Source organism: Roseomonas sp. OT10 (assembly GCF_020991085.1).
Taxonomy (GTDB): Bacteria; Pseudomonadota; Alphaproteobacteria; order Acetobacterales; family Acetobacteraceae; genus Roseomonas; species Roseomonas cutis.
In genome coordinates this window covers 2,018,010-2,035,461 of record NZ_CP087719.1, presented here as the reverse complement: position 1 = coordinate 2,035,461, position 17,452 = coordinate 2,018,010, and the positions used below count along the sequence as shown (strand labels likewise).

At 71.7% G+C, this 17,452-nt stretch carries 16 protein-coding genes; 15 read left to right on the top strand and 1 reads right to left on the bottom strand.

Going from position 1 to position 17,452, the window contains the following annotated elements:
* The first annotated feature begins 52 nt into the window (after nt 1-52).
* The 4 genes from LPC08_RS09440 to kdsA all read left to right on the top strand — a co-directional run bounded on the left by LPC08_RS09440 (nt 53) and on the right by kdsA (nt 4,509).
* Entirely contained in the window at nt 53-1,354 is a 1,302-nt protein-coding gene (locus LPC08_RS09440) for an MFS transporter (protein ID WP_230452440.1), read from the top strand.
* 49 nt (nt 1,355-1,403) lie between these two features.
* On the top strand, nt 1,404-1,730 hold the full coding sequence (gene secG, locus LPC08_RS09435; protein ID WP_230452439.1) for a preprotein translocase subunit SecG: 327 nt from the start codon (nt 1,404-1,406) through the stop codon (nt 1,728-1,730).
* A 320-nt stretch (nt 1,731-2,050) separates the two neighbouring features.
* Nucleotides 2,051-3,685 carry a CTP synthase gene (gene pyrG / locus LPC08_RS09430; protein WP_230452438.1) on the top strand — a complete coding sequence of 545 codons (1,635 nt, stop codon included), beginning with the start codon at nt 2,051-2,053 and terminating at the stop codon, nt 3,683-3,685.
* Nucleotides 3,685-4,509, top strand: a complete 825-nt coding sequence (gene kdsA / locus LPC08_RS09425; protein WP_230452437.1) for a 3-deoxy-8-phosphooctulonate synthase — start codon at nt 3,685-3,687, stop codon at nt 4,507-4,509. Before pyrG ends, kdsA begins: the two co-directional genes overlap by 1 nt.
* A gap of 29 nt (nt 4,510-4,538) precedes the next feature.
* Here kdsA and LPC08_RS09420 read toward each other — a convergent pair whose 3' ends face one another.
* Complete coding sequence (locus LPC08_RS09420; protein ID WP_230452436.1) at nt 4,539-5,291, bottom strand: amidohydrolase family protein; 753 nt, start codon at nt 5,289-5,291, stop codon at nt 4,539-4,541.
* Nucleotides 5,292-5,421: 130 nt separating this feature from the next.
* Here LPC08_RS09420 and LPC08_RS09415 point away from each other — a divergent pair, with 130 nt between their 5' ends.
* From LPC08_RS09415 to LPC08_RS09365, 11 genes are all read left to right on the top strand, one after another.
* Complete coding sequence (locus tag LPC08_RS09415; RefSeq protein ID WP_230452435.1) at nt 5,422-6,393, top strand: tripartite tricarboxylate transporter substrate binding protein; 972 nt, start codon at nt 5,422-5,424, stop codon at nt 6,391-6,393.
* A gap of 77 nt (nt 6,394-6,470) precedes the next feature.
* A complete protein-coding gene (gene eno / locus LPC08_RS09410; RefSeq protein ID WP_230452434.1) occupies nt 6,471-7,751 on the top strand; it encodes a phosphopyruvate hydratase in 1,281 nt (426 codons plus the stop codon).
* 154 nt (nt 7,752-7,905) lie between these two features.
* Nucleotides 7,906-8,229, top strand: coding sequence for an FtsB family cell division protein (locus tag LPC08_RS09405; RefSeq protein WP_230452433.1), 324 nt, complete (start codon nt 7,906-7,908; stop codon nt 8,227-8,229).
* Nucleotides 8,230-8,543: 314 nt separating this feature from the next.
* Nucleotides 8,544-9,563 (top strand): pyruvate dehydrogenase (acetyl-transferring) E1 component subunit alpha, encoded by a 1,020-nt coding sequence (gene pdhA, locus LPC08_RS09400; RefSeq protein ID WP_230452432.1) that lies wholly within the window; start codon nt 8,544-8,546, stop codon nt 9,561-9,563.
* Between the two features lies 1 nt (nt 9,564).
* A complete protein-coding gene (locus tag LPC08_RS09395) occupies nt 9,565-11,025 on the top strand; it encodes a pyruvate dehydrogenase complex E1 component subunit beta (protein ID WP_230452431.1) in 1,461 nt (486 codons plus the stop codon).
* Between the two features lie 12 nt (nt 11,026-11,037).
* A complete protein-coding gene (locus LPC08_RS09390; protein ID WP_230452430.1) occupies nt 11,038-12,429 on the top strand; it encodes a pyruvate dehydrogenase complex dihydrolipoamide acetyltransferase in 1,392 nt (463 codons plus the stop codon).
* The gene (locus tag LPC08_RS09385) at nt 12,426-12,902 is read left to right on the top strand and encodes a GNAT family N-acetyltransferase (protein WP_230452429.1); all 477 of its coding nucleotides are present in this window, start codon (nt 12,426-12,428) and stop codon (nt 12,900-12,902) included. Before LPC08_RS09390 ends, LPC08_RS09385 begins: the two co-directional genes overlap by 4 nt.
* Before the next feature lie 3 nt (nt 12,903-12,905).
* The gene (locus tag LPC08_RS09380) at nt 12,906-14,348 is read left to right on the top strand and encodes a hypothetical protein (RefSeq protein WP_230452428.1); all 1,443 of its coding nucleotides are present in this window, start codon (nt 12,906-12,908) and stop codon (nt 14,346-14,348) included.
* A 20-nt stretch (nt 14,349-14,368) separates the two neighbouring features.
* Nucleotides 14,369-15,763, top strand: a complete 1,395-nt coding sequence (gene lpdA / locus LPC08_RS09375; protein ID WP_230452427.1) for a dihydrolipoyl dehydrogenase — start codon at nt 14,369-14,371, stop codon at nt 15,761-15,763.
* Between the two features lie 209 nt (nt 15,764-15,972).
* Nucleotides 15,973-16,953, top strand: a complete 981-nt coding sequence (gene lipA / locus LPC08_RS09370; protein WP_230453030.1) for a lipoyl synthase — start codon at nt 15,973-15,975, stop codon at nt 16,951-16,953.
* Nucleotides 16,954-16,956: 3 nt separating this feature from the next.
* Complete coding sequence (locus tag LPC08_RS09365) at nt 16,957-17,430, top strand: type II toxin-antitoxin system RatA family toxin (protein ID WP_230452426.1); 474 nt, start codon at nt 16,957-16,959, stop codon at nt 17,428-17,430.
* Nucleotides 17,431-17,452: the final 22 nt, after the last annotated feature.

The following is a 17,452-nucleotide window of genomic DNA, read 5'->3' as shown; positions in this document are numbered from 1 at the left end:
GGGCGGGGGCGCCCGTTGCTGGGCCAGCCCCCCAGCCGGACCCGCGCCCCGCATGCCCACCGCCACGGCCGCCGACGCGCCGCATGCCCCCGTCCCCGCGCGGGCCCATCGCGGGCTGGACGGGCTGAACTTCTTCCTCGCCGATGTCCGCGACGGGCTGGGGCCCTACCTCGCCATCTACCTGCTGGCGGTGCGGGGGCCGGAGGAAGGGTGGAATCCGGCGACCATCGGGCTGGTGATGACCATCGCCGGGATCGTCGGGCTGGTCGCCCAGACCCCGGCCGGGGCGCTGATCGACCGTACCCGGCACAAGCGCGCGGTGGTCATCGCCGCCGCCATCGCGGTGACGCTGAGCTGCCTGGCGCTGCCCTTCATCTCGGACTTCGCCGCCGTCGCGGCCACCCAGTCCGTGGCGGCCATTGCCGGGGCGATCTTCCCGCCCGCGCTGGCCGCGATCACTCTCGGCGTGGTCGGGCCCAAGGCCTTCTCCCGCCGGATCGGGCGCAACGAGGCGTTCAACCACGCGGGCAACGCCGCCTCCGCCGCGCTGGCCGCCGGGACGGCCATGCTGTTCGGGCCGGTGGTGGTGTTCTGGATCATGGCGGTGCTGGCGGTGCTGAGCATCGGGGCCATGCTGCTGGTCCCCGCCGGGGCCATCGACGACGACGTCGCCCGCGGGCTGGACGGGCATGAGCCCGGCGAGGCGGGGGAGCAGCCCTCGGGCCTCGCCGTCCTGCTCACCAACCGGCCGCTGCTGGTCTTCGCCGTGCTGATGGCGACCTTCCACCTGGCCAACGCCGCCATGATGCCCTCGCTCGGCCAGCACCTGACGGGGATCGTGGGGGAGGGCTACGCCACCTCGCTGATCGCCGCCTGCATCGTGGCGGCGCAATGCGTGATGGTGCCCGTGGCGATGCTGGTGGGGGCGAAGGCCGATGCCTGGGGGCGCAAGCCGCTCTTCCTCGCCGCCTTCGCCGTGCTGGCGCTGCGCGGGGTGCTCTACACCCTCTCCGACAACCCGTGGTGGCTGCTGGGGGTGCAACTGCTGGACGGGGTGGGGGCGGGCATCTTCGGCGCCCTGTTTCCCGTGGTGGTGGCCGACCTGACCCGGGGGACGGGGCGCTTCAACGTCAGCCAGGGCGCGATCGCCACCGCCCAGGGGCTGGGCGCGGCGCTGAGCGCCAGCCTCGCCGGCGGCATCATCGTCGCCCATGGCTTCTCCGCCGCCTTCCTGGCGCTGGGGGCGATCGCCGCGGCGGGCTTCGTCGGCTACCTGCTGCTGATGCCGGAGACGCGGGCGGCCCCGGCGCCGCCGCTGCCCCGGGGAGGCATGGGAGCGGTGCCGGCGGAGTAGCGCGCGGCCGGTAGCCTTGCGGCGCGAAGGCCGCTAGAACCCGCCCGCCATGACCACCGTCCTGCTCGTCCTGCACTTCTTCGTCGCCCTCGCCCTGATCGGCGTGGTGCTGCTCCAGCGCAGCGAGGGCGGGGGGCTGGGCATCGGCTCCTCCCAGGGCATGGGCGCCTTCATGACCGGGCGGGGCACGGCCAACCTGCTGACCCGCAGCACGGCGGTCCTGGCCACGATCTTCATGGCGCTGGCCCTGGTGCTGGCGCTGCTGGGCCGCGGCAGCTCCGGAACCGGCTCGATCCTGGACGTGCCGCCCCCGGCCGCGGCGCCCGCCCCGGTGCAGCCGGTGGCCCCGGCCACGCCGGCGGTCCCGACCAACTGATCCGGCAGGCCGGGCGACGGCCCGGCCCGCCAGGGCCTGCCCCCCGCGCGGCCCGACGTGTCGATAGGAATGCCATCATAGATCGGACGCGCTTCGGGCGGCCGGGCGTTGCCATGGCCTGTCTCCATCCCGGGCACGGGAGGCCTGCCGGCCCGGTGGCAAGGCCGTAGGGTCGCGGGCAGGTCGGGCGGAGCCCCCCGAATCCCCGTGGTTCCGGCGCGCGACCGCCGCAAGCCCGGCGTGGACGTGATCCGCGCATGGGCCCTGCGCGTGCCATGCGGCTGGCGTCGGGGGCCTGGGCCGGGTTAGGAAGGACTCCCATGACGCGGTTCGTATTCATCACCGGCGGCGTGGTCTCCTCGCTTGGCAAGGGCATCGCCGCCGCCTCCCTCGCGGCGCTGTTGCAGGCACGCGGCTACAAGGTCCGCCTGCGCAAGCTGGACCCCTACCTCAACGTCGATCCGGGGACGATGAGCCCCTATCAGCACGGCGAGGTCTTCGTGACCGATGACGGGGCGGAGACCGACCTCGACCTCGGCCACTACGAGCGCTTCACCGGGGTGCACGCCAACCAGGCCGATGCCTGGACCACCGGGCGCATCTACTCCGACGTGATCGCCAAGGAGCGCCGCGGCGACTACCTCGGCGGCACGGTGCAGGTGATCCCGCACATCACGGACGCCATCAAGGAAGGCATCGTCACCGGCACCGAGGGCTACGACTTCGTGCTGGTCGAGGTCGGCGGCACGGTGGGCGACATCGAGGGCCTGCCCTTCCTGGAGGCCATGCGCCAGCTCGGCAACGAGCTGGGCCCGCGCCAGGCGCTGTTCGTGCACCTGACGCTGGTGCCCTGGATCGCCTCGGCGGGCGAGCTGAAGACGAAGCCGACGCAGCATTCCGTGAAGGAGCTGCTGGGCCTGGGCATCCAGCCGCAGATCCTGCTCTGCCGCAGCGAGCGGCCGATCCCGGACAACGAGCGGCGCAAGATCGCGCTGTTCTGCAACGTCCGCCCCGAGAGCGTGATCCCTGCGCTGGACGCGAAGAACATCTACGACGTGGTGCTGAAGTACCACGAGGAGGGGCTGGACCGGGAGGTGCTGCGGCACTTCGACATGTCCGCCTATGGCGAGCCCGACCTGTCGCGCTGGCACCGCATCGTCAACCGGATCGAGCAGCCGGAGGGCGAGGTGACCGTCGCCATCGTCGGCAAGTACACCAACCTGCTCGACGCCTATAAGTCGCTGAACGAGGCGCTGACCCATGGCGGGATCGCGCACAACGTGAAGGTGAAGCTCGACTGGGTGGACAGCCGGGTCTTCGAGGACGACGCGGAGGCGATCAGCCGGCTGGAGGGGGTGCACGGCATCCTCGTCCCCGGCGGCTTCGGCGAGCGTGGCGCGGAGGGCAAGATCCGCGCCGTGCAGTTCGCCCGCGAGCGCAACGTGCCCTTCCTGGGCATCTGCTTCGGCATGCAGATGGCGGTGGTGGAGGCGGCGCGGAACCAGGCCGGCCTGCCGCACGCCTCCTCCACCGAGTTCGGCGCCTGCGAGGAGCCGGTGGTCGGGCTGCTGACGGAGTGGCGGCGCGGCAACGAGACAGAGCGGCGGGCCGAGGGCGGTGCCCTCGGCGGCACCATGCGCCTGGGCAGCTATCCCGCGATGCTGGCCGAGGATTCGCTGGTCCGCTCCGTCTATGGCGGCGCGCGCGAGATCAGCGAGCGCCACCGGCACCGCTACGAGGTCAACGTGGACTACCGCGACAGGCTGGAGGCGGCCGGCCTCCGCTTCTCCGGCATGTCGCCCGACGGGGTGCTGCCGGAGATCGTGGAGCGGCCAGACCATCCCTGGTTCATCGGCGTGCAGTTCCACCCGGAGCTGAAGAGCAAGCCCTTCGACCCGCACCCGCTCTTCGCCGGCTTCGTGGGGGCTGCGGTGCGGCAGGCGAGGCTGGTCTGATGAAGACGGTCGACATCGGCGGCGTGGCGGTGGGCAATGGCCTGCCGCTCGCCTTCCTCTGCGGTCCCTGCCAGATCGAGAGCCGGACCCATGCGCTGGAGACGGCGCAGGCCCTGGCGGAGATGGCCGAGGCCGCGGGGGTCGGGCTGATCTACAAATCGTCCTTCGACAAGGCCAACCGCACCAGCCTGTCCGCCGCGCGCGGCATCGGCCTGGCGGAGGGGCTGTCGATCCTGGCCGAGGTGCGCGAGGTCACCGGCCTGCCCGTGCTGACGGACGTGCACGCGGCGGAGCAGTGCGCCCCGGTGGCCGAGGCGGTGGACTGCCTGCAGATCCCCGCCTTCCTCTGCCGCCAGACGGACCTGCTGCTGGCCGCGGGCGAGACGGGCAAGGCGGTGAACGTGAAGAAGGGCCAGTTCCTCGCGCCCTGGGACATGCAGAACGTCGCGGCCAAGATCGCCAGCACGGGGAACGGGAAGGTGCTGCTCTGCGAGCGCGGGGCCTCCTTCGGCTACAACACGCTGGTCTCCGACATGCGCTCGCTGCCGATCATGGCGCGGACGGGCTATCCGGTGGTGTTCGACGCGACCCATTCGGTGCAGCAGCCGGGCGGGCAGGGGACCTCCTCGGGCGGGCAGCGCGAATTCGCCCCGGTCCTGGCCCGCGCGGCCGTGGCAGTGGGCGTGGCGGCGGTGTTCATCGAATGCCACGCCGATCCGGACCGCGCGCCCAGCGACGGGCCGAACATGATCCCGATCCGCGAGATGCCGGCGCTGATCGCCCGGCTGAAGGCCTTCGACGCGCTGGCGAAGGCCGGGGGCTGACCGGCCGGCCCGCCCCGGCCGGGGCGGGATCAGCCGATCCGGTAGTAGGCGGCCGCGGTGTCGTGCAGCGCGGCCTGCGCCCGCTCGGCACCCAGCACCTCGCGGATGAGCGCGATGTCCTCCGGGCCGAAGGGCCGGGCCGCCCGGACCGAGGGCAGGTCGGTGGCGAACATCAGCGCCCCCGGCCGCCTGGCCTCGATCCGTTCCAGCGCGCGCCGCACGTCGAGGGCGACGCGGCCGAATCCCGTTGCCTTCACCATCGCGCCGGCGCCGGCGAGATCGAGGACCAGGGGCAGCCCGGCCTCGGCCATGCCCAGGTGGTCGATCACCAGGCCATCGCCCAGCGATGCCAGCGCCGCCGCGTGCGGTGCCAGCGTGGCGAAATCGGCATAGACCTGCGCGTGCAGCCCGGCCGCCGCGCGGGCGCGGCGGGCCAGGGCGACCAGCTCCTCCACCGGTCCGGCCATGCCCCGGTACAGGTTGAAGCGCAGGCCCCGCGCGCCCGAGGCGGCGAGGCGGCGCAGCGTCGCGTCGTCCCAGGACGGGTCGGCATTCAGCACGGCGACGTAGCGCGGCCCCAACTCGGCCAGCGGCGCCAGCACCGGCGCGGGGTCCAGCCCGTGGGTGGAGGCGGCCACCACGACGCCGCCGGTGATCCCGAGTGCCGCGGCGCGTGCCAGGTAGTCCGCGGCCAGGAAGGGCTCGGGCTGGAAGCCCTGGTTGCCGGGGGAGGGGAAGGCGGGGTCGAAGACGTGGAAGTGGCTGTCGATCAGGGGCGCCACGCGGATCTCCATCGGGCTGGGGCCACCGGCCCACCACGGCACGGCGCGGGAGTCCAGGCCCGGCCGCGGTGACCTTCCCCCCGGCTTGGCCTATGGGACCGGGGACAGATCCGAGCCGGAAGGAAACGCCATGACCCTCAGCCGACGTGCCGCCCTTGCCCTGGCTGCCCTGCTTCCCGCCGCCCGGGCGACGGCGCAGCCCGGCTGGGCGCCCGCGCGGTCGATCCGCATGATCGTCCCCTATGCGCCCGGTGGCGGGGCGGACACCACGGGCCGCCTGGTCGCCGGCCCGATGGGCGAGGCGCTGGGCCAGAGCGTGGTGGTGGAGAACCGTGGCGGCGCGGGCGGCACCATCGGCGCCGCGGAGGTGGCGCGCTCCGCCCCCGACGGGCTGACCGTGATGATGGACGCCATGGGGCATGTCGCCGCGCCTTTCCTGATGCCGCGCCTGCCCTTCGACTACGCGACCGCCTTCACCCCGATCAGCCAGGTGACGGTGCTGCCGCTGATGGTGATCGTGCCGAAATCGGCGCCCTACGCCAGCCTGGCGGCGCTGATCGAGGAAGCCCGGCGGAAGCCGGGACAGGTCAGCTACGGCTCGGCCGGCAACGCCACCTCCAACCACCTCGCGGGCGTGCTGCTGGAGCGGCAGGCGAAGGTGGAGATGCAGCACGTTCCCTATCGCGGCGGCGGGGTCGCCCTTCAGGACGTGGTGGGCGGGCGGCTGACCTTCATGTTCGCGACCGTCTCCTCCGCCACGCAGCTGGTGCGGGACGGGCAGGTCAAGGCGCTGGGCGTCTCCACCGGGCAGCGGATGGCGGCGCTGCCGGACCTTCCCACCATCGCGGAGCAGGGCTTCCCCGGCTTCGACTTCGCCGAGTGGAACGGCTTCTACGCCCCCGCCGGCACCCCGCCGGAAGCCGTCCGGGCGCACCACGCGGCGCTGCGGCACGCCCTGGCGGATGCCAATGTCGCCGCGCGGCTGGAGGCGATGGGGGCCCAGGCGGTGGGCAGCGACCCGGCCACCTTCGCGGCATTCCTGGCCCGGCAGCGGCAGTTCACCGGCGACCTGATCCGCGAGGCGGGAATCCGCGTGGACTGATGATACCGGTAGCGGCCCTTGCCCAAGGCGGGCCCCTCCCGTATCGCCCTGACGACCCACACGACGGAGTGCATCCCGTGGCCGCCATCGCCGACATCATCGCCCGCGAGGTCCTGGACTCGCGCGGTAACCCCACGGTGGAAGTGGACGTGGTCCTGGACAGCGGCGCCACCGGCCGGGCCGCCGTGCCCTCCGGCGCCTCGACCGGCGCCCATGAGGCGGTGGAGCTGCGCGACGGCGACAAGTCCCGCTACGGCGGCAAGGGCGTGGCCAAGGCCGTCGCCAATGTCGAGGGCGAGATCTTCGACGCCCTCTCCGGCCTGGAGGCGTCCGAGCAGGTCAGGATCGACGAGACGATGATCGCCCTCGACGGCACGCCGAACAAGGCGCGGCTGGGGGCGAACGCCATGCTGGCGGTGTCGCTGGCCACGGCCAAGGCGGCGGCCGAGGATGTCGGCCTGCCGCTCTACCGCTATGTCGGCGGCGTCTTCGCCCGTACCCTGCCGGTGCCGATGATGAACATCATCAACGGCGGCAAGCACGCGGACAATCCGATCGACATCCAGGAGTTCATGATCATGCCGGTGGCCGCCGGCACCATGGCGGATGCGGTGCGGATCGGGGCGGAGGTCTTCGCGGCGCTGAAGAAGAAGCTGCACGAGGCCGGCCACAACACCAATGTCGGCGACGAGGGTGGCTTCGCCCCCGACCTGAAGTCCGCCGAGGACGCGCTGGGCTTCATCAGCCAGGCCTGCGAGGCGGCCGGCCACCGGGTGGGCGAGGACATCGTCTTCGCGCTCGACTGCGCCTCCACCGAGTTCTTCAAGGATGGCGTCTACGACATGGAGGGCGAGGGCAAGAAGCTCGATGCCGGGGGCATGGTGGACTACCTCGCCGGGCTCTGCGGCAAGTTCCCCATCGTCTCGATCGAGGATGGCTGCGCCGAGGACGACTGGGCGGGTTGGAAGCTGCTGACCGACCGGCTGGGCGCGCAGTGCAACCTGGTGGGCGACGACCTCTTCGTGACCAACCCGGAGCGGCTGCGCGAGGGCATCGAGAAGGGCGTGGGCAACGCCATCCTGGTCAAGGTCAACCAGATCGGCACGCTGACCGAGACCCTGGACGCGGTCGAGATCGCGCACCGCGCCGGCTACAAGGCGGTGATGTCGCACCGGTCCGGCGAGACGGAGGACGCGACCATCGCCGACCTCGCGGTCGCGACCAATTGCGGGCAGATCAAGACGGGCTCGCTGTCGCGCTCGGACCGGCTGGCCAAGTACAACCAGCTGATCCGCATCGAGCAACTGCTCGGCCCGGCCGCCCGCTACGCCGGGCGCACCGTGCTGCCGAAGGGCTGATCCGGGCGACCGGGCGCGGCTTTGGCGCAACAGCGTTGCGCCAAGGCCCGAGCCGCCCTGCGGCTCCCTTGCCTTCGCCGGCCGGACATCGGAGGCTACGCCGACCGGGGGCTGATTCTCCCGGTCGTGCATTCGCTCGGGGGGGCGGACAGCGATGCTGCGAGAGTTGAAGCGGCACCTGCAGGGTGCTGTCCTTCCGGCCGTTTTCATCGGCCTGTGCGGGTACTTCGCCTATCATGCGCTGATCGGCTCGCGGGGCATCTATGCCCGCGAGGCGAAGCTCGCCGAGATCGCCATGGCGCGGGCCGACCTGGTCGCCGCGGAGGCGGAGCGCGATGCGATGGAGCGCAAGGTCGCCGGGCTGCGGGCCGACCATCTGGACCGCGACATGCTGGAAGAGCGCGCCCGCGCCCTGCTGAACGTCGTCGCGAAGGATGAGGTGATCATTCCCTACGCGCCGTCCGAGCGGCTGTTCTAGCGCGCCGACGACCTGGGTCCGCGCCCGACCGGGCCGGCCGCACCCTCGGGTGCCGCCGGCCTTTTTCGTGTCCGCGCCTCCCGCCCTGCGTCACGGGGCGCCCTGTCGGCCGGCGATCGCAGGGGCCCTGACGGTCCTCCATCATCTGTCAGACCAATCAACCGAAATTCGGTTAATCGCCATGATGCGCTGCAACATCAATAGCTTAGGACCGATTTGGGGTGCCTGCCATCCTTGCGCGGGCCGAAACCCGGGCGTATCTCCGACGCACTGCCTTCCGAGGCGGTGCGGCCATGCAGCAGCGGGAGACCCCCATGATCCAGGGCGTCGAGACGGCACCGAAGCGTCGGGGCAAGGCGAAGGAGCCTAGCCTTTCCCGCGAGGCCCTGCTGCGAGCCTACCGCGACATGCTGCTGATCCGCCGCTTCGAGGAGAAGGCGGGCCAGCTCTACGGCATGGGGCTGATCGGCGGCTTCTGCCACCTCTATATCGGCCAGGAGGCCGTCGTCGTCGGGCTGCAGATGTGCCTGCAGGAGGGCGACCAGGTCATCACCTCCTACCGCGACCACGGCCACATGCTGGCCACGGGGATGGAGGCGCGCGGCGTGATGGCCGAGCTGACCGGGCGCGAGGGGGGCTACTCCAAGGGCAAGGGCGGCTCGATGCACATGTTCAGCCGCGAGAAGGGCTTCTACGGCGGGCACGGCATCGTCGGCGCCCAGGTCTCGCTCGGCAACGGCCTCGCCTTCGCCAACTGGTACCGCGAGGACGGGCGGGTGGCCGTGGCCTATTTCGGCGAGGGCGCCTCGAACCAGGGCCAGGTCTACGAGAGCTTCAACCTCGCCGCCCTGCTGAAGCTGCCCGTGGTCTTCGTGATCGAGAACAACAAGTACGGCATGGGCACCAGCGTGGACCGCGCCTCCGCCTCCAAGGATCTGTCGAAGAACGGCGCCCCTTGGGGCATCCCGGGCGAGCAGGTGAACGGCCAGGACGTGACCGCCGTGCGCGAGGCGGGCGAGCGCGCCGTGGCGCATGCGCGGGAGGGGAAGGGGCCCTACCTGCTGGAGATGCGGACCTACCGCTACCGCGGCCACTCCATGTCCGACCCGGCCAAGTACCGCACCCGCGAAGAGGTGCAGAAGATGCGCGAGACGGCGGACTGCATCGAGACGGCGCGCAAGATGCTGCTGGAGGGCGGAGCCACCGAGGCGGACCTCAAGAGCATCGACGACGAGGTGAAGGCGATCGTGCAGGACGCGGCGGAGTTCTCGCAATCCTCGCCCGAGCCCGATCCGAAGGAGCTATGGACCGACGTGCTGGCGGAGGCGAAGTAAGATGGGTGCGACCGTCCTGATGCCGGCGCTCTCCCCCACCATGACGGAGGGCAAGCTCAGCCGCTGGCTGAAGAAGGAGGGCGACACCGTCAAGTCCGGCGACGTGCTGGCCGAGATCGAGACGGACAAGGCGACCATGGAGGTCGAGGCCGTCGACGAGGGCAAGCTGACGAAGATCCTGGTGCCCGAGGGCACCGAGGGGGTCTCGGTCAACGCCCCCATCGCCGAGCTGGATGGCGGCGACGGGTCCCAGGCCGCCCCGGCCGGCGATGCCGCGACGCCCCCTAAGGAACAGGGCGCGAAGCCCGGCGCGGCGGAGCAGCCGGTGACGCCGGCGAGCCAGACGGCCAGCCCGGCGGCTCAGGCCTCGCGCGAGGCGGAGGACCACGCCAAGGTCGCGGCCAAGGGTGCGGCGGAGCGCGAGGGCGTCGGCGCCCAGCCGAAGGCGCCGGCCGCCGAGCCCGAGAAGGACTGGGGCCCGACCAAGGCGATCACCGTGCGCGAGGCGCTGCGCGAGGCCATGGCGGCGGAGATGCGCGCCGATCCGGACGTCTTCCTGATGGGCGAGGAGGTCGCGCAGTACCAGGGCGCCTACAAGATCAGCCAGGGGCTGCTGGACGAGTTCGGCCCGAAGCGCGTCATCGACACGCCGATCACCGAGCACGGCTTCACCGGCATGGCGGTGGGCGCGGCGCTGACCGGGCTGAAGCCGATCGTCGAGTTCATGACCTTCAACTTCTCGATGCAGGCGATCGACCAGATCATCAATTCGGCCGCCAAGACGCTGTACATGTCGGGCGGTCAGCTCGGCTGTCCCATCGTCTTCCGCGGTCCGAACGGGGCGGCGGCGCGGGTCGCGGCGCAGCACTCGCAGTGCTACGCCTCCTGGTATGCGCATGTCCCCGGGCTGAAGGTGCTGGCGCCCTGGTCGGCGGCGGATGCGAAGGGGCTGCTGCGCGCGGCCATCCGCGACCCGAACCCGGTGATCGTGCTGGAGAACGAGATCCTCTACGGCCAGACCTTCGAATGCCCGACGGCGGAGGATTTCGTCCTTCCCATCGGCAAGGCGAAGGTGGAGCGCGAGGGCACGGGCGTCACCATCGTCGCCTATTCCATCATGGTCGGGCTGGCCATGGAGGCCGCCGAGGCGCTGGCCCAGGAGGGCATCGAGGCGGAGGTGGTGAACCTGCGCTCGCTGCGCCCGCTGGACACCGAGACCGTCGTGAACTCGGTCAGGAAGACGAACCGCCTCGTCACGGTCGAGGAGGGCTGGCCCTATGCCAATATCGGCACGGAGGTGGCGATGCGGGTGATCGAGAACGCCTTCGACCACCTCGACGCGCCGCCGGTGCGGGTCTGCGGCGCGGACGTGCCGATGCCCTATGCGGCGAACCTGGAGAAGCTGGCCCTGCCCACCGTGGCGCAGGTGGTGGAGGCGGCGAAGTCCGTCTCCTACAAGTAGGGGCGCGTTCCGATGGCCACGAACATCCTGATGCCCGCGCTCTCGCCCACGATGACCGAGGGCACGCTGGCCCGCTGGCTGAAGAAGGAAGGCGACACCGTCAAGTCCGGCGACGTGCTGGCCGAGATCGAGACGGACAAGGCGACCATGGAGGTCGAGGCCGTCGACGAGGGCATCCTCGGCAAGATCCTCGTCCCCGACGGCAGCGCGGGGGTGAAGGTCAACGACCCCATCGCCGTGCTGGTGGAGAAGGGCGAGGCGGTGCCGGACGGCGCCGCGCCTTCCGCCGCCAAGGCCCCGGCGCAGCACGGGGGGGAGGGTGGCCCGGCCCCCTCGGCCTCCGGCAGCGCCGCCCTGGCGGGGGTGGAGGCGTCGGGCGGCAAGGTCGCCGGCGCGGCGGAGCAGCCGGCCGCGGCGCCGAAGCCCGCCTCGGAGGGCAAGGCCCCGACCGTCGCGGCCGAGGGCCACGGCGACCGGGTCTTCGCCTCGCCGCTGGCGCGCCGGATGGCGCAGCAGGCCGGTCTCGACCTGGGCGGGATCAGCGGCTCCGGCCCCAACGGGCGGATCGTGAAGTCGGACATCGAGGCGGCGCTGGCCGGCGGCAAGGCCCGGCCCGCCGCGGCGCCGGAGGCACAGCCGGCCGCCGAGGCGCCGAAGCCGGCGCCCGCCGCTGCCCCGGCGCCGAAGGCGCCGCCTGCCATCACCGCCCCGCACAAGGCGGTGCCGAACAGCACGATGCGCAAGGTGATCGCGCGGCGGCTGTCGGAATCCAAGCAGACCATCCCGCATTTCTACGTCTCGATGGACATCCGGCTCGATGCGCTGCTGAAGCTGCGGGCCGACCTGAACGCGCGGTCGCCCAAGGACGGGGCGGGCGCCTACAAGCTCTCGGTCAACGACCTGGTGATCAAGGCGGCCGCCGCGACGCTGCGGAAATACCCCAGCGTCAACGCCGCCTGGACCGAGGACGCGATCCTGCAGTTCGACGACGTGGACGTCTCGGTGGCCGTCTCGATCCCCGAGGGGCTGATCACGCCGATCATCCGCAAGGCGGACCAGAAGGGCCTCGCCACCATCTCGAACGAGATGAAGGACCTCGCCGCCCGTGCCAAGTCGGGCAAGCTGAAGCCCGAGGAGTTCCAGGGCGGCGGCTTCTCCATCTCCAACATGGGGATGTACGGGGTGAAGGACTTCGCCGCGATCATCAACCCGCCCCAGGCCGGCATCCTGGCGGTCTCGGCGGGCGAGCAGCGGCCGGTGGTGCAGGACGGGCAGCTCGCCATCGCGACGGTGATGACCTGCACCCTCTCGGTCGATCACCGCGTCATCGACGGGGCCCTGGCCGCCGAGTGGCTGGGCGCCTTCAAGGCCGCCGTCGAGGACCCGCTGAGCCTGATGCTGTGACCGTATTGCGGGACGCCGCCCCCGGCGACGTCCCCGCCATGCTGGGCTTCGCACGCGCCCTGGCCGAGCATGAGGGCCGGCCGGAGGGGACGGTGGTCGCGACGGAGGCGATGCTGCGCGAGGCCTTCTTCGGCGCGGCGCCCATCGCCTGGGCGCTGGTGGCGGAGCGGGACGGGGCTGCGGTCGGCTATGCCGCCTGGAGCTACCCCTTCCGCGTGTACCAGGGCCGCTCCGTCATGCATGTCAGCAACGTCTTCGTGGTGCCGGAGACCCGTGGCGCCGGGACCGGCCGGGCGATCTTCGCCGAGCTGGCGCGGCGTTGCCTGGACCGGGGCTGCGCGGCCCTGGAATGGGGCGTGAAGGACGACAACGTCACGGCCCTCGCGTTCTACGATGCGCTGGGCGCGCAGCGGCGCACCGGCGGCCTGAGCCTCCATCTGGAAGGCGAGGCGCTGCGCCGCCTCGCGGCCTGACCGGTGCGCCTCGGCCTCCTCCGCGACCGACCGCTGGCGCAGGCCTGGCTCGCCTTCGTCCTGTGCTTCGGGGTGCTGCTGGGCCTCGGCGCGGCGACGCGGCCGCGCACGCTCGACGTCTTCGACCAGCGCTTCTACGTCATGACCGCCTGGGACCTGGTCGAGCACGGCGTCTACTCGAACGGCTATTTCGACGAGGTGGACAGCAGCGAGGAGGTGCCGCCGCCCGGCATGTTCCTGGGCCCGGGCTACCCGCTGCTGCTCGCCGCGCTGATGGAGGCGGATTCCGGCCTGCGCGGCAACGCGACCTGCCTGATGCGGCACTGGCCGCGCGGCGACGTGGCGGCGCATTGCCCGGCCTATCGCGGCCTGACCCTGCCGGTGCAGATGGCGCTCTGCGCCGGGGCGCTCGCCTTCCTCTACGCCGCCGCGCGCCGGCTGGCCCGGGGGGCGCCGGTGGCGGTGCTTGCGACCGCGATCGGGCTGGGGACGCTGGCGAGCTATGCCCATCTGATCACCCTGGCGATGACGGAGAGCCTGGGGTTGTTCCTCTTCGCGGGCGCGGCGCTGCTCTTCCTGCGGCTGGGCCAGGGCGATGGGGTCGACGATGAGCCGGAGGCGGAGGGCCGGGGCCTTCTCGCCCTGCTGGCGGGGGTGGTGTTGGGCCTGCTGGTCCTCACCCGGCCGAGCCATGTCGTGCTGATCCCCGTGGCGCTGGCGGTGGTCGCGCTCCTCGCCTGGCGGGGGCGCACCGCCTGGAGGGCGCTGCCGCTCTGCGCCCTGGGGCTGGGGCTGGCGATGCTGCCCTGGATGCTGCGCAACGCGCTGGTGCTGGGACATTTCGCCGTCACCGCCGGCTACGGCCCCGCCGTGCTGGTGGAGCGGCTGGCCTATGACGGCATGACGTGGCGGGAGTGGTTCGCCTCCTTCCTGTTCTGGCTGCCCGATTTCGGCGACCGGCTGGCCTTCGCCCTGTTCGGCGAGGACACGATCTGGCGGCTGGACTGGGACCGGCCGGGCAGCCTCTACGACATCGGCCAGCACGACCGCGCCGTCGCCCTGGCCGCGCCGGGGGGGATCGACGCGGCCCTGCCCGGGCTGCTCCGCGAGGGGCTGCTCGGCAACCTGTTCTGGCATGGCATGACCACCCTTTCCCTGGCCTGGCGCGGGATCTGGGTCGGCCGCTACTGGGGGCTGGGGATGGCGCTGCTGATCCCCTTCGGCCTGGCCGCGGCACGCCGGGCCGGCCGGCTGGGCTCCCTGCTGCTCTACGCCCTGCCGGCCTGGATCATGCTGGGGGTGCATGCCGCCGCCTCGATCAACCAGGAACGCTACAACCTCGCCCTGATGCTCGGCGGTGCGATCGCCGCGGCCTGGGGGATTCTCGCACTCGCGGCCCGGCGGATGCCGGCGCTGCGCCGCTGGCCCGGTCTGGCCGCGGTCTGAACCGACGGAGGGTGAAACCGATGGCCGAGCAGTTCGACCTGGTGGTGGTGGGCGGCGGCCCCGGCGGCTATGTCGCGGCGATCCGCGGCGCGCAGCTCAAGATGAAGGTGGCGCTGGTGGAGCGCGAGAACCTGGGCGGCATCTGCCTGAACTGGGGCTGCATCCCGACCAAGGCGCTGCTGCGCGCCAGCGAGATCAACCACCTGCTGCACAGCCTCGATGCCTATGGCTTCGCGGCCGACAACATCCGCTACGACTTCGCCAAGGTGATCAAGCGCTCGCGCGGGGTGGCGGGGCAGCTCTCGGCCGGCGTGAAGCACCTGATGAAGAAGAACAAGGTCACGGTCTTCGACGGCCATGCGAAGCTGGCCGGGCCGGGGAAGCTGGCGGTCGCCAAGGACGGCAAGCCGGTCGCGGAGCTTCAGGCCAAGAACATCATCCTGGCGACCGGCGCCCGCGCCCGGGTGCTGCCGGGGATCGAGCCGGACGGCCAGCGGATCTGGACCTATCGCGAGGCGATGGTGCCGCCCGCCATGCCGAAGTCGCTGATCGTCATCGGCTCCGGCGCGATCGGGTCGGAATTCGCCAGCTTCTACCTGAACATGGGCGCCGAGGTGACGCTGATCGAGGCGCTGGACCGGGTCCTGCCGGTCGAGGATGCGGAGATCAGCGCCTTCGTCCACAAGTCCTTCACCAAGCAGGGGATGAAGGTGCTGACCGGCGCCAAGGTCCAGGGCGTGCGGAAGGAGGGCGACGGCGTCGTCGCGACCGTCGAGGCCAACGGCAAGGTCCAGGACATCGCGGCGGAGCGGCTGATCTCGGCGGTCGGCATCGTCGGCAATGTCGAGGATCTCGGCCTGGAAGGGACGAAGGTGAAGGTGGAGCGGACCCATGTGGTCACCGACCCCTTCGGCTTCACCGGCGAGCCGGGGGTCTATGCCATCGGCGACCTGACCGGCCCGCCCTGGCTGGCGCACAAGGCGAGCCACGAGGGGGTGATCTGCGTCGAGGCCATCGCCGGGCTGCACCCGCACCCGATGGACGTCTCCAACATCCCCGGCTGCACCTATTGCCGGCCGCAGGTGGCCTCGGTGGGGCTGACCGAAGCCAAGGCGAAGGAGGCGGGGCACGAGGTGAAGGTCGGCCGCTTCCCCTTCATCGGCAACGGCAAGGCCATCGCCATGGGCGAACCGGAGGGGATGGTGAAGACCGTCTTCGACGCGAAGACCGGCGAGCTGCTGGGCGCGCACATGGCCGGGCCGGAGGTCACGGAGATGATCCAGGGCTACACCATCGCCCGCACCCTGGAATCGACCGAGACGGAGCTGATGCACACCGTCTTCCCCCACCCCACCGTCTCGGAAGCCATGCACGAGGCCGTGCTTGATGCTTACGGCCGGGTGATCCACATCTAGGCGGCGGCCGGCGGGGTCCGGCGGCGCTTCCGGCCGGGGAGGGGGCGCACCTTCCCGCCGCCGGCCGGGGCACAACATCCAGGGGCAGCATGGCCAAGATTCTGGTGGACCACCGTGCCGGCGGGGCGCACATCCAGCGCGGCGAGGCGCCGGCCGAACTGCCGGCGCACCTGGCGGCGCCGGCTGCCGTGATGACCGCGCCCGGCGGCATGCCGGAACCGCTGGCCGCGCCCGCCCGCTCCGCCGCCGCCCTGCGCCACCCGGAGAAGGCCAACCGCCCGGACAACCCGATCAAGCGCAAGCCGGAATGGATCCGGGTCAAGGCGCCGACCCACCCGGTCTATCACGAGACGCGCGCGCTGATGCGCGACAGCAAGCTGGTCACGGTCTGCGAGGAGGCGGCCTGCCCCAATATCGGGGAATGCTGGTCGCAGCGCCACGCGACCATGATGATCATGGGCGAGATCTGCACCCGCGCCTGCTCCTTCTGCAACATCACCACCGGCATGCCCAAGCACCTGGATGCGGACGAGCCGCGCCGGGTGGGGGAGGCGGTGGCGACGCTGGGCCTGAAGCATGTCGTCATCACCTCGGTGGACCGCGACGACCTGCGCGACGGGGGGGCGGCGCATTTCGCGGCCACCATCGCGGCGATCCGGGCCTCGGCCCCCGAGACCACGATCGAGATCCTGACGCCCGACTTCCTGCGCAAGGACGGGGCGCTGGAGGTGGTGGTCGCGGCGCGGCCGGACGTCTTCAACCACAATCTGGAGACGGTCCCGAAGCTCTACCCGACCATCCGGCCGGGGGCGCGCTACTTCCACTCGCTGCGCCTGCTCGACCGGGTGAAGGCGCTGGACCCGCGCATCTTCACCAAGTCCGGCCTGATGGTCGGGCTGGGCGAGACCCGGATCGAGGTGCTGCAGGTGATGGACGACATGCGCGCGGCCGAGATCGACTTCCTGACCATCGGCCAGTACCTGCAGCCCACGGTGAAGCACGCGGCGGTGGACCGCTTCGTGGAGCCGGACGAGTTCGCCGACTACGCCGCCATGGCGCGGGCCAAGGGGTTCCTGCTGGTCTCCTCCACCCCGCTCACCCGCTCCTCCTACCACGCGGACCGGGACTTCGCGGCGCTGCGCGACGCACGGGAGGCGAAGCTCGCCGCCCGTGCCGCCCTGCCGGCCTGAGCCGTGCCCACCTATGCCGAGAAGAGGGTGCTCCGCTACTCGCCGGAGCAGCTCTTCGACATGGTGGCGGATGTCCGGCGCTATCCGGAGTTCCTGCCGTGGTGCGTGGCGGCGCGGATCGTGGAGCGCAGCGAGACGGAGCTGACCGCCGACCTGACCATCGGCTTCAAGATGTTCCGCGAGACCTTCCGCAGCCGGGTGACGCTGGACCGGCCGCACCACGTGCATGTGGAATACCTCACCGGCCCCTTCCGCTACCTCAACAACCACTGGCGCTTCCACCCGCGCCCCGAAGGGACCGAGGTGGAGTTCTTCGTGGATTTCGAGTTCAAGTCGCGCCTGCTCCAGGCGGTGATCGGCACCGTCTTCAACGAGGCCGTCCGCCTGATGGTCCGCGCCTTCGAGCGACGGGCGATGCAGCTCTACGGCCGCCCCGGCGCGCCCGGCACCACGCCGGCCGCCCAGCCGGTGGGGTAGGGCGCGGCCGCGGCCCCGGTCG